The following is a 13,692-nucleotide window of genomic DNA, read 5'->3' on the forward strand; positions in this document are numbered from 1 at the left end:
TATGGGCGAAAGCCGCGGACAGCGGCAAACCCGCGCATGTACGGGAAATCGCCGCGAGTGGCGCAACCCGGCTAACCTCTGAGTATGACGCTGCTGACCGAATTGCTCGACGAATTGCGCCACCCGGCCGTCCGCGACCTGGCCTGGACCCTGCTCGCCCCGCCGTTGCTGCGCCGGACCCCGGAGCCGCAGCGCCATCCGCTCGCCGCCAGCCGCTGGCGCCAGGAACCGGAGCGCCTGGCCGCCTGGTTGCGCGAACAGGAGCGACAGCCGCAGCACCTCGCCGCCTGGCTCGCGCAATGGCCACGGCAGCGTCTCGGCCTGTACTACGAACATCTCTGGCAATTCGCCCTGGAACAGGCCCCGGACGTGCGCCTGATCGCCGCCAACCTGCCGGTGCGCGACGGCGGGCATACCCTTGGCGAACTCGACCTGCTGCTGCGGGACGACGACGGCATCCACCACCTGGAACTGGCGATCAAACTCTACCTGGGGCCCCAGTCCGGCCCCGGCGACTGGCTCGGGCCCGGCGGCCAGGACCGCCTGTCACGCAAGCTGGAACACCTCTGCCGACACCAGTTGCCGCTGGCGGCGACCCGCGAGGGTCGCCAGGTGCTGGCCGCCCATGGCGCCGAATCGGCCGTTTCCGCATTGTGGCTGAGCGGCTACCTGTTCCATCCCTGGCCCGGGCCGGGCAGCCTGCCCGCCGACATCGAGCCACGGCATCTGCGTGGCCGCTGGCTCCGCCAGCGCGACTGGCCGGCGTACCTGGCCAGCCTGGCCGGACCGCAGGCCGGGCAGCATTGGCTGCATCTGTCGCGCGAGCACTGGCTGGCGCCGGCCATGCGGCGGCAGGACCCGCTCGACCCACCGCGCGACGGCGCCTGCTGGAACATCGCCTTCGCCGGCGAGGCACGTCCGCAAATGCTGGTAAGGGTGGTGCCGCGCGACGGCTACTGGGTAGAGGCCGAGCGCCTGTTCCTGGCCAGCGACGACTGGCCGCCGGGGCTCAGCCTGTGGGGTAGCGCGCGCCAGGCCGCGGATGCCTGATCAGAGCAACGCCAGCAAACGCTCCTGCAATGCCCGGCGGCCCTGCAGGCCTCCGCTGTGCAGCGCCACCAGCCGGCTGCCGCGAGCCACCGCGCCGCTCTCCACAGCCTCGCGCAGGGCGAGCAGCAGCTTGCCGGTGTACAGCGGTTCGAGGGCGACGCCGCTGGCCGTCTCGAACTCGACGATGAACCGCGCCAATCGCCCATCGAGGCGGGCGAAACCGCCACGGCTGGCGTCCAGCAGGCGATAGCCGGCATCGGCCCAGCCCGCCTCGGCAAGGGTCGCCGCGACCTGGGCGGCGACGCCGTGGTCCTCCGGCACCGCCAGCGCGCCCACCACGGGATGCCGCCCGGCCTCGCCGAGCACCAGGCCGGCCAGTGTCGTACCGGTACCGGCGGCCACCCAGATCGCGTCGTAATCGTCCCAGCCGAGCGTCGGCAACTGGGTCGCTATGCGCTCCACCAGCCCGATGCAACCGCGCGCGCCCTGCAGCCCGCCACCGCCCTCGGCGACCGGCAGCAAGCCTGGGTAACGTTCCCGCCAGGGAAGCCAGAAGCCGGCGGCATGCCGCTGGCGATAGCCGCCGTAGCCGAGCCAGTGCAGTTCCATGCCGAGACTGCGCAGGTCGCGCACCGTCGGCGTATCGACTTCGTGTCCGCGCAACAGGCCGACGCAACGGAAACCGAAACGCGCGCCGGCGCCGGCCAGCGCGTGCAGGTGGTTGGAGTGGGCGCCGCCGAGGCTGATCAGGCCATCCAGCCCCTGCTCGTGGGCCAGCGCCAGGTGTGGCGCAAGCTTGAACCCCTTGTTGCCGGAGATCAGCGGATCGGCCTGGTCCAGGCGCAGCAGCGCCAGTTCGACCCCGGCCCGTTGCAGCCAGTCGAGTTCGAGACGCTGCAAGGGTGTATGCGGTGACCAGTGGGGAAACGGCAAGGAGTCAGCTCACGGTGCGCAGGCGCCCCGTGGTCTTGTGCCGGGCGCAGCAGTTGGTGTCGCCGGCGACGAAGCGCGCCGGGTTGTCGACCCGGTCGAGCGGCAGGTTGCAGCGTTCGCCGCCGGGCAGCAGCGCCTCGCAGCGCGGCTGCTGGAAGTGGTCCAGCCACTGGCGGTACTGGCTCTCGGAGACGAAGCACTTGGCCGCCGCGTAGGCCAGCGGATTGTCCTGGTAACGCGGGATGTCCTGCAAGGGGATGGTCAGGTGCCCGGCGCCGGGATGGTAGGCGACGAATACCACGCCCTGGCCGGATAGACGCTCCAGCAGTTGCTCCGGCCCCTGGGCGGCCAGACGGTCGCGCTCGGCGCGCAGCTCGGCCAGTTCCTGCTCCAGTTGCTGGTCCAGCTCGTTGCGGTAGGCCAGTTCGACGTCGCGGATCGAGACCTGCTCCTTGTAGCCGGCCACCGCCACCGCCACCCGAGCCTCCAGTTCGTCGGCGAACTCCGAGCGCAGCAGGTCGGTCTCGTTGCGCCCCTGGTTCTCGATGAAACGCAGTTGCCGGGTCAGTTCCTCGCGGTTGCGCTGGAACTGCTCGCCCTGCTCCAGCAGACGCTGCTGCAACTCGGCGTTCTCCCGCGCCTGCCGTTCCAGGGCCTGTTTCAGGCTGAGCACTTCGCTGCGCAGGATGTCCAGTTGCCCGCGGGCGTCCTGTTCGCGCCTGGCCAGTTCCTCTTCGTGCTGCCGGGCGAGCCCGGCCAGGCGCTGCTCCTGCTGCCGGGCCAGGGCGGCGAGCTGTTGCCGCTGCTGCTTGACCAGTTGCGCCAGGCGCGCCGCCTGCTCGTCCTCCTGCTTGCGCGGAGGCTCCGCGGGCGCTGCCTTTGGGGCGGCGGGACCGGCGGCGTACCATTGTTCTTCGGCGGCCATCTGCAGCCGCTGCGGCTCCACCGAGGCAGGCTCCTCGTCCACCAGCAGGCCGAGCTGGTTGCGCCTGAGCGCGTCGCGGATGAGTACGAAATGGTTGCGTCCGGCGCTGCTCTCCGGGTCCCACAGGTGCATCTGGTGCCAGGACACCGGGCACTGGCTGCGACAGGCCAGGCGGATCGGCCCGCCGCCCATGTCGGGGCCGCGTCCGGCGCGTTCGGCGAGGTTGCGCAGAGGCAGGTTCCAGCCGGTGTCGGCGCCGCCCTGCTCGTCGAAATCGAGATAGAAGAACACCGCTGCCCGCGCCTGCAGGCGCGGATTGATCAACACATAGGCCAGGTGCATCTGCCGGTCGGCGTATTCCGGCATGCGTACCAGACCATCGAGCAGCGCCTCGAATTCGGGATACAGCATTTCCTTGCAGACGCCGCTGTCGTTGAAGAACAGCACGGCCTCCGCCATCTGTGGCTTTTTCTGCATGCTCATCGCTAACCCTCGAACGCCTGGCGAGGCGGCCCGCATCCGGCAGTACCCATCTGGCATGTCACCTGAAAAACAGGCGCTATCTCGTTGTTCGGGCAAGTCTAGGGGAAAAAATGTCGCGGGCAATGTGACTGGGTTGGCAGACACCCGGGCGATGCCGGACGGCCCGCCGAGCGGTAGGGGAAATTGTGAAGCGGTCGGGTTTTGAGCGGACGGAGATCACCGTGGCAGAGCGCCACCGTTCACCAAACCGGTGCGCAGCGCCCCGCCGCGCCGACGAGCGCGGACAGGGACGATACGCAGAACCTGTGCGAGCTGGAGAAAAGCCGTTTTCAACGCAGTTTCTCCGCTACGTAACAGATCGCGGACAGGTTCTCAGAGTTCGGCAGCCAGGCGCGAACCCTGGTTGATGGCGCGCTTGGCATCCAGCTCGGCGGCGACATCGGCGCCGCCGATCAGGTGCACGCTCCGGCCGGCCGCCAGCAGGCCGTCCTGCAACTCGCGCAGTGGGTCCTGGCCGGCGCAGACGATCACGGTATCCACCGGCAGCACCTGCGGCTCGCCCTCGGCAACGCGGATATGCAGGCCGGCGTCGTCGATCCCGAGATACTCCACGGCATTCACCATCTGCACCTGCTTGTTCTTCAGGCCGGCGCGATGGATCCAGCCGGTGGTCTTGCCGAGGCCGTCGCCGACCTTGCTCTTCTTGCGTTGCAGGAGGAACACCTGGCGCGCTGCCGGATGCACCTCGGCCTTGACCCCGGCGATGCCGCCGCGGGCCTCCAGGCGGGTATCGATCCCCCACTCCTTCCAGAACGCTTCGCGCTCCAGGCTGGTGGACGGACCGGCATGGGTGATGAATTCGGAGACGTCGAAGCCGATGCCGCCGGCGCCGATCACCGCCACCTTGCCGCCCACCGGCTTGCGCTCGAGGATCGCGTCCAGGTAGCTGATCACCTTCGGATGCTCGATGCCGGGGATCGCCGGCGTGCGCGGGACGATGCCGGTGGCGAGGACGATCTCGTCGTAGCCGCCCGCGACCAGATCGTCCACGCCGACCCGGCGGTTCAGGTGCAGCTCGACGCCGGTGCTCTCCAGCTTGTTGCGGAAGTAGCGCAGGGTCTCGTGGAACTCTTCCTTGCCGGGAACCCGCTTGGCCACGTTGAACTGCCCGCCGATCTCGCCGGCGGCGTCGAACAGGCTGACCCGGTGCCCGCGCTCGGCGGCCACGGTGGCGGCGGCCAGGCCGGCCGGACCGGCGCCGACCACGGCGATCTTCTTCGGCCTGGCGGTGGGAATGTAGTTCAGCTCTGTTTCGTGGCAGGCGCGCGGGTTGACCAGGCAACTGGTCAGCTTGCCGCCGAAGGTGTGGTCGAGGCAGGCCTGGTTGCAGCCGATGCAGGTGTTGATCCGTTCAGCGTGGCCGGCGGCGGCCTTGTTGACGAAGTCCGGGTCGGCGAGGAACGGCCGGGCCATGGAGACCATGTCGGCATCGCCCTCGGCCAGGACCTTCTCCGCCACCTCGGGAGTGTTGATGCGGTTGGTGGTGATCAGCGGGATGCCGACCTCGCCACGCAGCTTGGCGGTGACCTTGGTGAAGGCCGCGCGCGGCACCTTGGTGGCGATGGTCGGGATGCGCGCCTCGTGCCAGCCGATACCGGTGTTGATCAGGGTCGCGCCGGCCTTCTCGACGGCCTTGGCCAGCAGCACGATCTCGTCCCAGCTGCTGCCGCCCTCGACCAGGTCGAGCATGGACAGGCGATAGATGATGATGAAGTTCGGCCCCACCGCCTCGCGCACCCGGCGGACGATCTCCACCGGCAGGCGCATGCGGTTCTCGTAGCTGCCGCCCCAGCGGTCGGTGCGCTGGTTGGTGTGCTGCACGAGGAACTGGTTGATGAAGTAGCCTTCCGACCCCATGATCTCGACGCCATCGTAGCCGGCGACCTGGGCCAGGCTGGCGCAGTTGACGAAGTCGGCGATCTGCTTCTCGATGCCTTCCTCGTCGAGTTCCTTGGGCTTGAACGGATTGATCGGCGCCTGGATCGCGCTCGGCGCCACCTGCTTCGGGCTGTAGGCGTAGCGGCCAGCATGCAGGATCTGCATGCAGATCTTGCCGCCCGCCTCGTGCACCGCCTGGGTCACGATCCTGTGCTTCTCCGCCTCTTCCGGCGTGCTCAGCTTGGCCGCGCCGGAATACACGCCGCCCTCTTCGTTCGGGCCGATGCCGCCGGTGACCATCAGGCCGACGCCGCCACGGGCGCGTTCGGCGAAATACGCCGCCATGCGCTCGAAGCCTTGCGGCTTCTCTTCCAGACCGGTGTGCATGGACCCCATCAGGGTGCGGTTGCGCAGGGTGGTGAAGCCGAGGTCCAGCGGGGCGAGCAGGTGCGGATAGGGAACGGCGGCGGTCATCGGGGGTCTCCACATCGGGCGAAACGCGTTCACGGATATGCCGCGGCCTCGGGCGCAATGCGCGGGACGGGCAGCGGTCGGTATGGCGACGACTCTAAGGAGCGCCACCGGAGCGCTCAATGATCCTAAATGACAAGTTACTGATCGGAATGCACAGGGATGCTTGGCAAGCCGACGCCACTCCCCTACCCTGTGGGCTGCCTTGGAGACCCGCATGCGCAAGCTGATCTTCCTGATCCTCATCACCCTCTTCGCCGCCTACGCCGGCTGGGCCGAACGCCGCCCGGTAGGCCACTACCTGTCCGACCTGCGCAGCCAGGTCAGCGTGGTCCAGGGCCAGCCCGGCGAGCGCGGCAACCTGCTGGCGGTCCAGCCGGAACTGTTCACGCCGGACTACCAGAGCGCCGAACGGTTGCAGCTGAAATTCCACGCCTACCTGGAAAATGCCCGCCGCCAGGGCCTGCTCAACGAGCGCACGGTGGTGGTGTTCCCCGAGCATGTCGGCACCTGGCTGGTGGCCAGCGGCGAGAAGCCCGAGGTCTATGCCGCCGCCGACTGGCCCACGGCGATGGACTGGATGGCCGCGAGCAACCCGCTGAAGGTGGCGCGCGGCTGGATCACCGCGCGCGGCGATCAGCGTCTCACCGACACCCTGTTCCGGATGAAGGCGGTGGACATGGCCCACGACTACCAGACCCTGTTCGGCGGGCTCGCCCATGATTTCAAGGTGACGGTGGTCGCCGGCTCCATCGTCCTGCCCGACCCCGAGGTCGAGGACGGCGAGCTGCGTCCCGGCACCGGCCAGCTGTACAACGTCAGCCTGACCTTCGGTCCCGACGGCCGGCCGCTCGGACAGCCGCAACGCAAGGTGTTCCCGACCCGTCACGAACTGAGCTACCTCAACAATGGTCGCGGCGAGCGCCTGCAGGTGCTGGATACGCCTGCAGGACGCCTGGGCGTGCTGATCGGCACCGACAGCTGGTACCCGGACACCTACGCCACCCTGGTCGAACAGCGCGTCGAACTGTTGGCGATCCCCGCCGCCCTGAACCAGAGCGGTCGCTGGCAGCAACCCTGGCCCGGCTTCGATGCCGAGCTGGTTCCCGGCGACGTGCGCCTGGCGCCGAACAGCCTGAGCAACGCCGAGGCCTGGCAGCGCCTGGCGGTCGGCGAGCGCCTGCTGGCCAGCGGTGCACGCGGCGGCGCCGTGGCCTTCGCCCATAGCCGCCTGTGGAACGTCACCGAAGACGGCCAGAGCCTGCTCGGCTCGCCGCAGGGCATGCGCCAGGCCAATCCCGGCGGCGGTGCGCAACTGGTCAATCTCTGGCTATGAGCGCGCCCCGGGTTCGCCTCGGCGACCTCTCGGTCGGCTTCGTCCAGGCGCTGGCCGACGCCCTGCTCGCCGCCGGCGTCGAGCCCGCGCCACTGCTCGAACAGTACGGCCTCGACCAGCGGCGCCTGGCCGAACCCGGGGCGCGCCTGTCGATCCCTCGCTACATGCGCCTCGGCCATGCCGCCATACAGCTCAGCGGCGACCCCGCCCTCGGCCTGCAGATGGGCCGCCTGAGCCGTCTCGGACAGATGGGCCTGGCCGGCGTCAGCGTCGCCCAGGCGCCCAACCTGCGCGCCGCCGCGCGGGCAATGATCCACCTGGAACCGCTTTACGCGCAGAACTACCGGGGCCAGTCGAGCCTGGTGGAAGACGCCGGCGGCGCCTGGCTGCGCTTCTATTCGATCAGCCCTTACAACGCCTACAACCGCTTCGTCGTCGATTCGGTGCTGGCAGGCTGGATCAGCCATCTCGGCGCTCTGGCAAGGCAGCCGTTGAAAGCGGAGCGGGTGGAGATCGAATATCCAGCGCCGCCTTGGGCCGAGCGCTACGAGGCATTCTTCGGCTGCCCGGTGGAATTCGGCGCGCCGACCAACCAGTTGCGCCTGAGCCAGGCCAGCCTGGCCCTGGCGAATGCCGAGCACTGTCCGAGCACCTGGAGCCAGATGCTGGAACTCTGCAACCGCGAACTGGAGCAGTTGACCCGCACCCGCAGTTGGCGCGAGCGCGTCAGCCGCCTGCTGGGGCCGATGCTCAATGGCCGCGAGCCGGACCTCGAGGAAGTCGCCGCGCGCCTCAAGTTGCCGACCTGGACCCTGCGGCGCAAGCTGGCCGAGGAAGGCACCCAGTTCCGCAGCATCCTCAACGACACCCGCCGCGACCTGGCGATGGTCTACATCCGCGAGACCGACCTGGCTTTCGGCGAAATCGCCTACCTGCTCGGCTTCGCCTCGGCGGAAGCCTTCCAGCGCGCCTTCAAGCGCTGGAGCGGACAGACGCCCGGCGAATTCCGCCGCGCCCAGCGACAGAGCGCCTGATCACATCTCGGTGACGTCGTCCGCCGGCTCCGGCAGGTCGCATTCGGCGGCATGCTGCTCCAGCAGTTCTTCCTGGTAGTCGTCCATCGCGGATCACCTTTCGTTCGTCTGTGTCTTTCAGCTGTAGACGAGGAAGATGACAGCGGGATTACCGCGCGCGGACCGACGGAGCAGGAAATCCGGCAAACAAGGAGAAAACGGAAGACGCAGGGGACGACGGAAACGAAAAAAGCGGCCATTGGCCGCTTTCTTCGTGGCTCACCCCGCCTCGGCGTGGTGAAGATGTATGGCGCAGCGGACGGGACTCGAACCCGCGACCCCCGGCGTGACAGGCCGGTATTCTAACCGACTGAACTACCGCTGCGCGTCGGCTGGGCAAGATGCCCGGTAAAGCGACTTCCTCTCGTTGCAGCCTGGCTGCCCGCCTTCTGGCGGAAGACGGCGAGTTCGGGGTGGTGAACTCGGGAGGGGAAGTGAATGGCGCAGCGGACGGGACTCGAACCCGCGACCCCCGGCGTGACAGGCCGGTATTCTAACCGACTGAACTACCGCTGCGCGTAACTTGCGAGATTGGTGGGTGATGACGGGATCGAACCGCCGACCCTCTGCTTGTAAGGCAGATGCTCTCCCAGCTGAGCTAATCACCCTTCACTCTCGAAGTGGGGCGCATTCTACCGACCGAAAAACCTAAGTCAATGCCCTGATTGAATTTTTTTTGAAATTTCGGCGATCGCCTGTCGCCAAGGTCGGCGCCGGGGCCCATGCCGGCCCCAGCCACGGGCCGCTCACTCGACCCGCAGGCTCAGGCGCGCCGAGACCCGGCCGTCGACCTGGCGGTCCAGGCCGGCCTCCGCCACCTGCACGCCCTGCCCGTTCAACTGCTCCAGCCAGGGCAGCAGCTTGGCGAATGGCGCCGGCTGCAGGGCCACCTGCACGGCGCCCTCGCCTTCGTTGTCGAGGCGCTCGACACTCAGTCCGGCCTGGGCCGCCGAAGCCGTGACCATGCCCTGCAGCGCCGCCGGGTCGATCTGCGCCTGTGGCGCCGCGGCATCGGCCTGGCGCACGTTGGGCGCCTGCTGCTGGATGTAGGCATGCAGCGCGCGCTGTTCGGTGAAGTACTGCCGCGCCGACTGCAGATGGCGCTCGGCCGGGCGCCACAGCGCCAGGTAGAGCACCACCAGCAGGAGGAACGCACCGAGCCAGAGCAGCGCCAGGCGGTCCCGCGCCGGCAGCCCGCGCCAGCGGATCGCCAGCTGCGAGGTTTCCGCCTGGGCCCTGAGGCGCTCGTGGAATTGCGTCATCACCTTCATCTCAACCTCCTATCACCAGGCGCGCGCTGACCGTCGAGCCATCGCGGCTGGCCGAACCCAGCTGCACCGCCAACCCGGACTCGCTGAGACGCGAACGCAGCCGTTCCAGCACGTCGAAACCGGGAGCCCGCACCTGGAGGGCGACGTCGCCGCGAGCGGCGCTGAAGTCCAGTTGCTCGACGCTCACCGTTGGCTCGCCGCCGATCACCGTGGCGGCCTGGCCAAGCAGGCCGAGCAACTGGCCCTCGCCGCCGCTGCTGGCGCTGTCGGCCAGGTGCTGGTCGAACTGCGCGCGCAGGTTGATCAGCTTGCGGTCCTCGGGAAACAGCTGGCGGTAGAGTTCTGCGCTCTGCGCCGCGTAGCGGTCGCCTTCGCGCTGCAACTGCCAGGCCTGGACCAGGGTAAAGCCCCATTGCAACACCAGCCACAGCCCGACCAGCCCCAGCAGCGGCCGCCAACGGCGCCACTGGCTGCTCTGCTGGCGCGCGGCGAACTCGGCCTGGGCCAGGTCGGTGCCCAGCGGCTGCTCGCTCAGCCAGACGTGCGGATTGCCCGCCAGGGCCTGGACTTCCACCCCCTCCAGGGGCGCCACCTCCTGCGCGGCGAAGGCCCGCTGCGGCGGCGGGCAACTGTCGCGCAGCACCGGCCAATCCTCGCTGCCGCAGGCCAGGCGTACGGCACCGCTGCCGCCGAGCAGCCAGCGCTCTTCCAGCCAGAACAGGCAGCTGCCCTCGCCCGGCAGGCAATCGGCATCGACATGCAGCGAAGCCGGCGCCTTGCCCACGCCCTCGGCCAGCGCCAGCCAGGCGGCAAGCCAGGTGCGCTGCACGGCGAATACCCGGTGGCGGCCGTCGGCCAGCGCCGGACCAAGGGCAAGGTGCATCTGCTCGACATCGTCGGCCAGTTGTTCCTCCACCGCGAACGGCAGCGACTGGCGCAACCAGCGCGCCTTCTGCGTAGGCAGGTTCACCGCGCAGGCGGTCACCGCCTCCACCGGCAGGTACAGCCGCCAGGGCGCACGGATTTCCGCCAGCGCCTGGGCGAACGGCGCGCGCCGGCACTCGCCATCCTGCACCCACCATACCGCCAGTTCCCCATCGGCCCCCGCCGTGCTGGCGGGCGGCAGGAACAGCGCACTCACTCCACTCATCGCTCGTCCTTCTTCCAATCGTCGCCGCCCGTCGACGGGATGGGCAGGCCGCCCTGCCCCATGTCGCGGGCCATCACGCGTATCTTGCCGTCCTTGCCCCGCTGCAAGGTACTCACCAGCACCTGCCGGCGGTCGCCCAGGCTGACCTCGCTGATCACCTGGAAGTAGCGGGTGCCGACGGCAAAGTTGACGTTACTTGCCTTTGATCCCAACTCGTTCAGGTGCTTGCTGAACTCAGTCTTCTCCTGGAAGCCTTCTCGCCCACGAGCCGCCACGATGTTTTCCGCCTGTCCCGGATCGATCTCGAACATGGCGGCCAGCACCGGCACGCTGGCAGTGTTCACGTTCAGCGGCGCATCTTCGGGCAAGGCGCTGACGAACGGCAGCAGGCGTCGATAGTCGGCTTCCGACAATTTCAGCAGGCGCAGCTCGGACACGTCCTTGAAACTGCGGTTGGCGGCGCGGTAGGCCGGCGCCTCCAGCAGGTACTGGTTGTCCTCGGCGCCTTGCTCGCCCTGCGGATTCTGGTCGGCGTCGAGCCAGTCGGCCAGCCGGTCCGGCAAGCCCTGGACGATCTCTTCCTTCATCCCCAGGGTGGCCAGCAGGCGACGGAACTGCTTCACCGAATCCGGCTTGACCTTGCGCTTGCGCACCAGTCCGTTGAGGTTGAAACGCCCGCTGGGGTCCTCGATCCGCACCCGCAGCTCGCCGCCGTCATCCAGCTTGAACGGCGTCATCGGTCGCGCCCAGGCCTCGCCCAGGTGGTCCACCGGCTCGCGGGTATTCTCGCCGCCCTGGCGCAGGTCGCGGCGCAGCACCGCTTCCGCCAGGCGTTCGCCGCCCAGCGCATAGTGCCAGGCCTGGCGCACGTGCAACTGGTTGGCGCTGCTGCGTATCGCCAACTGCTGGCGGATGATCAGCCCGGCGCAGACGATGGTCACCACCGCCACCACCAGCAGAACGGTAATCAGCGCGACGCCGCTCTGCCCGCGCCTCATTCCGGCGCCCCCGGCATGCCTTCCGGCGGCTGCGGCACCCCGCCCTCGCCGTTCTCGCCATTCTCGCCGCCCGGCTGGCCCTGCGGCTGGTCCTGCTTGAGCGGCGGATCGAGCAGACGCCAGACGCGCACCAGCTTGCCGTAGTGGCGGTGCTCCAGAGTCATCTCCACCGCCAGCGGCAGGCTTTCCAGGCGCTCCTCCTCGCTGCCTTCGTCGGTCGGCCAGTGGCCCTGCCAGTTGTGCTCCTTGTCGAGGAAGCGCCAGCTCAGCGCGGTAACCCCGTCCAGCACCTGCTGCACCCGTGGCTTGCTGTCCTGGGCGCGGTCCAGAACCAGCCAGTAGCGGCGTTCGAGGGTCTCCCCGGACAGCGACCAGCGCACCCGCTGCAGGCGCGAGCGCGCCTGGCCGAGCGGGTTGCGCCAGCCGCCACGGGTGAATTCGACGATCTGGTCGTTCTCGCCCTCGCTGAGGAAGGCGCCACGGTTATCGCCCAGTTCGTCGCGTACCGGACGTTCGACCGCCTGGGTCAGGTCGCGCTCCAGGGCGCCCATCGCCCGCACCAGCTCGCGCATGCGCTGCTCCTGCACGCGAGTCGCCTGGTCGGTCTGCATCACGCTGTCGAACATGCGGTAGGTGGCCAGGGCCAGCAGGGCGAAGATGGCGATGGCGATCAGCAGCTCGAGCAGGGTGAAGCCCCGCTGTAGCCTCATGGCTGGCTCCCGAGGAAACCGACGAGGCGCGCCGCGGCGCGTTCCTCGATGCTGCCACGCTCGCGGCCAAGGGGCTTCGCCGCGACCCAGACGATCACCCGCCGCATATCCTGCTCGGCGGTGCTGTCGACCTGGGTGCGCCACTCCCAGCGGCGCCCGGCGAACTCCAGCTCGCCCTGGTTGCGGCCGCTGGAGGGCGGCGTCTGTTCCAGTTGCAATTCGTTGAGACGGTTGTCGGCGATCCACATCGCCAGGGTCTTGTCTTCCAGTCGCGAGGCGTTCTGCAGGCTGCGCGCGCTGGCACTGAGCACGCTGGCCGCGACCATGGCGAAGATCGCCAGGGCCACCAGCACTTCCAGCAGGGTGAAACCACGCGCGCGCCTCATCGCCGCGCCACCTCGACCCGTGGCAGGCGGAAACCGTCGCTGCTCAGCGACAACGCCCGCCCCTCGGGTCCGCGCTCGGCCAGGCGCAGGCGGAACGGGCTGAGTTCGCCACTGGAAAGGATCAGCAATTGCGGCTGATCGGTGCCTTTCTTCTGCTCCTTCTCGCCCTTGCTGCCGGCCAGCACCAGCGGCTGGCCGTCCAGCTCGAAGGTCAGCTCCGCCCACTCCGGCAGGCGGTGGCTGTCGCGCGCCACCGGCAACCAGCGCGCCTTCGCTTCGTCGTAGCGCAGCACCTGATAGGCATCGCGCTCCAGGCGCAGGCCGTACTCGCGGTTGTCCAGCACGGCCTCGTCGGTCAGCACGCCGATCAGCCCGGCGAGCCGCTCGGCCTCGCTGTCCAGCTCCCGCGAGGTGCTGGCGAAGCCGGTGCTGAGCACCGCCAGGCCGATCAGTACGCTGATGATGACCATCACCACCATCAGCTCGATGAGGGTGAAGCCGCGCGAAGCCCGCATGTCCGGTCAGTTGTCCCAGTTGCCGATTTCGGCGTCGTTGTCGCTGCCGCCTTCCTTGCCGTCGGCGCCCAGCGAATACAGGTCGAACGGGCCCTTGGTGCCCGGCGCCAGGTACTGGTAGGGATTGCCCCACGGGTCGACCGGCAGCTTCTTCAGGTAGCCGTCCTTGTTCCAGTTCTTCGGCTGCGGGTTGCCGGTGGGCTTCTTCACCAGCGCCTCGAGGCCCTGCTGGGTGCTCGGATAGGCGAAGTTGTCCAGCTTGTACATGTCCAGCGCGGCAGCGATGGCCTTGATGTCGCCCTTGGCCACGGTGACCTTGGCCTGGTCGGGACGGCTCATCACCTGCGGCACCACCAGGGCGGCGAGGATGCCGAGGATGACCACCACGACCATGATTTCGATCAGGGTGAAGCCCGACTGTTGGCGACGCTGCAATGGGCGGCTCTGATTCAC

General features: G+C 68.7%; 13 protein-coding genes and 3 tRNA genes. 3 read left to right on the forward strand and 13 right to left on the reverse strand.

Going from position 1 to position 13,692, the window contains the following annotated elements; translation table 11 throughout:
- Positions 1-84 precede the first annotated feature (84 nt).
- Entirely contained in the window at positions 85-1,050 is a 966-nt protein-coding gene (locus tag M6E97_RS08665; RefSeq protein ID WP_010793219.1) for a DUF1853 family protein, read from the forward strand.
- Here M6E97_RS08665 and M6E97_RS08670 read toward each other — a convergent pair whose 3' ends face one another.
- The 3 genes from M6E97_RS08670 to M6E97_RS08680 form a co-directional block, all read right to left on the reverse strand.
- On the reverse strand, positions 1,051-1,950 hold the full coding sequence (locus M6E97_RS08670) for a 1-aminocyclopropane-1-carboxylate deaminase/D-cysteine desulfhydrase (protein WP_049311219.1): 900 nt from the start codon (positions 1,948-1,950) through the stop codon (positions 1,051-1,053).
- Between the two features lie 37 nt (positions 1,951-1,987).
- Positions 1,988-3,427: a chromosome partitioning protein ParA gene (locus M6E97_RS08675; protein WP_074241308.1), complete on the reverse strand. Its 1,440-nt coding sequence runs from the start codon at positions 3,425-3,427 to the stop codon at positions 1,988-1,990.
- Between the two features lie 336 nt (positions 3,428-3,763).
- The gene (locus tag M6E97_RS08680) at positions 3,764-5,803 is read right to left on the reverse strand and encodes an NADPH-dependent 2,4-dienoyl-CoA reductase (RefSeq protein WP_003110070.1); all 2,040 of its coding nucleotides are present in this window, start codon (positions 5,801-5,803) and stop codon (positions 3,764-3,766) included.
- Between the two features lie 214 nt (positions 5,804-6,017).
- Here M6E97_RS08680 and M6E97_RS08685 point away from each other — a divergent pair, with 214 nt between their 5' ends.
- Both M6E97_RS08685 and M6E97_RS08690 read left to right on the forward strand, forming a co-directional pair.
- Entirely contained in the window at positions 6,018-7,136 is a 1,119-nt protein-coding gene (locus M6E97_RS08685) for a carbon-nitrogen hydrolase family protein (RefSeq protein WP_023100919.1), read from the forward strand.
- On the forward strand, positions 7,133-8,170 hold the full coding sequence (locus M6E97_RS08690; protein WP_003091367.1) for an AraC family transcriptional regulator: 1,038 nt from the start codon (positions 7,133-7,135) through the stop codon (positions 8,168-8,170). The genes M6E97_RS08685 and M6E97_RS08690 overlap by 4 nt, the downstream gene beginning before the upstream one ends.
- A gap of 287 nt (positions 8,171-8,457) precedes the next feature.
- On the opposite strand, the gene M6E97_RS08695 is transcribed toward M6E97_RS08690, so the two are convergent.
- From M6E97_RS08695 to xcpT, 10 genes are all read right to left on the reverse strand, one after another.
- Positions 8,458-8,534 (reverse strand) — tRNA-Asp (locus M6E97_RS08695).
- Between the two features lie 114 nt (positions 8,535-8,648).
- Positions 8,649-8,725 (reverse strand) — tRNA-Asp (locus M6E97_RS08700).
- 16 nt (positions 8,726-8,741) lie between these two features.
- Positions 8,742-8,817 (reverse strand) — tRNA-Val (locus tag M6E97_RS08705).
- A 138-nt stretch (positions 8,818-8,955) separates the two neighbouring features.
- Complete coding sequence (gene xcpZ / locus M6E97_RS08710; RefSeq protein ID WP_003091369.1) at positions 8,956-9,480, reverse strand: GspM family type II secretion system protein XcpZ; 525 nt, start codon at positions 9,478-9,480, stop codon at positions 8,956-8,958.
- 1 nt (position 9,481) lies between these two features.
- Positions 9,482-10,630, reverse strand: coding sequence for a GspL family type II secretion system protein XcpY (gene xcpY / locus M6E97_RS08715; protein ID WP_003130411.1), 1,149 nt, complete (start codon positions 10,628-10,630; stop codon positions 9,482-9,484).
- Positions 10,627-11,628, reverse strand: a complete 1,002-nt coding sequence (gene xcpX, locus M6E97_RS08720) for a GspK family T2SS minor pseudopilin variant XcpX (protein ID WP_003138522.1) — start codon at positions 11,626-11,628, stop codon at positions 10,627-10,629. Before xcpX ends, xcpY begins: the two co-directional genes overlap by 4 nt.
- On the reverse strand, positions 11,625-12,338 hold the full coding sequence (gene xcpW, locus M6E97_RS08725) for a GspJ family T2SS minor pseudopilin variant XcpW (RefSeq protein WP_003110067.1): 714 nt from the start codon (positions 12,336-12,338) through the stop codon (positions 11,625-11,627). The genes xcpX and xcpW overlap by 4 nt, the downstream gene beginning before the upstream one ends.
- Entirely contained in the window at positions 12,335-12,724 is a 390-nt protein-coding gene (xcpV, locus tag M6E97_RS08730; RefSeq protein ID WP_003091373.1) for a GspI family T2SS minor pseudopilin variant XcpV, read from the reverse strand. Before xcpV ends, xcpW begins: the two co-directional genes overlap by 4 nt.
- Positions 12,721-13,239 (reverse strand): GspH family T2SS minor pseudopilin variant XcpU, encoded by a 519-nt coding sequence (xcpU, locus tag M6E97_RS08735; protein ID WP_003103530.1) that lies wholly within the window; start codon positions 13,237-13,239, stop codon positions 12,721-12,723. Before xcpU ends, xcpV begins: the two co-directional genes overlap by 4 nt.
- Positions 13,240-13,245: 6 nt before the next feature.
- Positions 13,246-13,692, reverse strand: a complete 447-nt coding sequence (xcpT, locus tag M6E97_RS08740; protein WP_003130409.1) for a GspG family T2SS major pseudopilin variant XcpT — start codon at positions 13,690-13,692, stop codon at positions 13,246-13,248.

Source organism: Pseudomonas sp. B111 (genome assembly GCF_026428275.1).
GTDB classification, from domain to species: Bacteria; Pseudomonadota; Gammaproteobacteria; order Pseudomonadales; family Pseudomonadaceae; genus Pseudomonas; species Pseudomonas aeruginosa.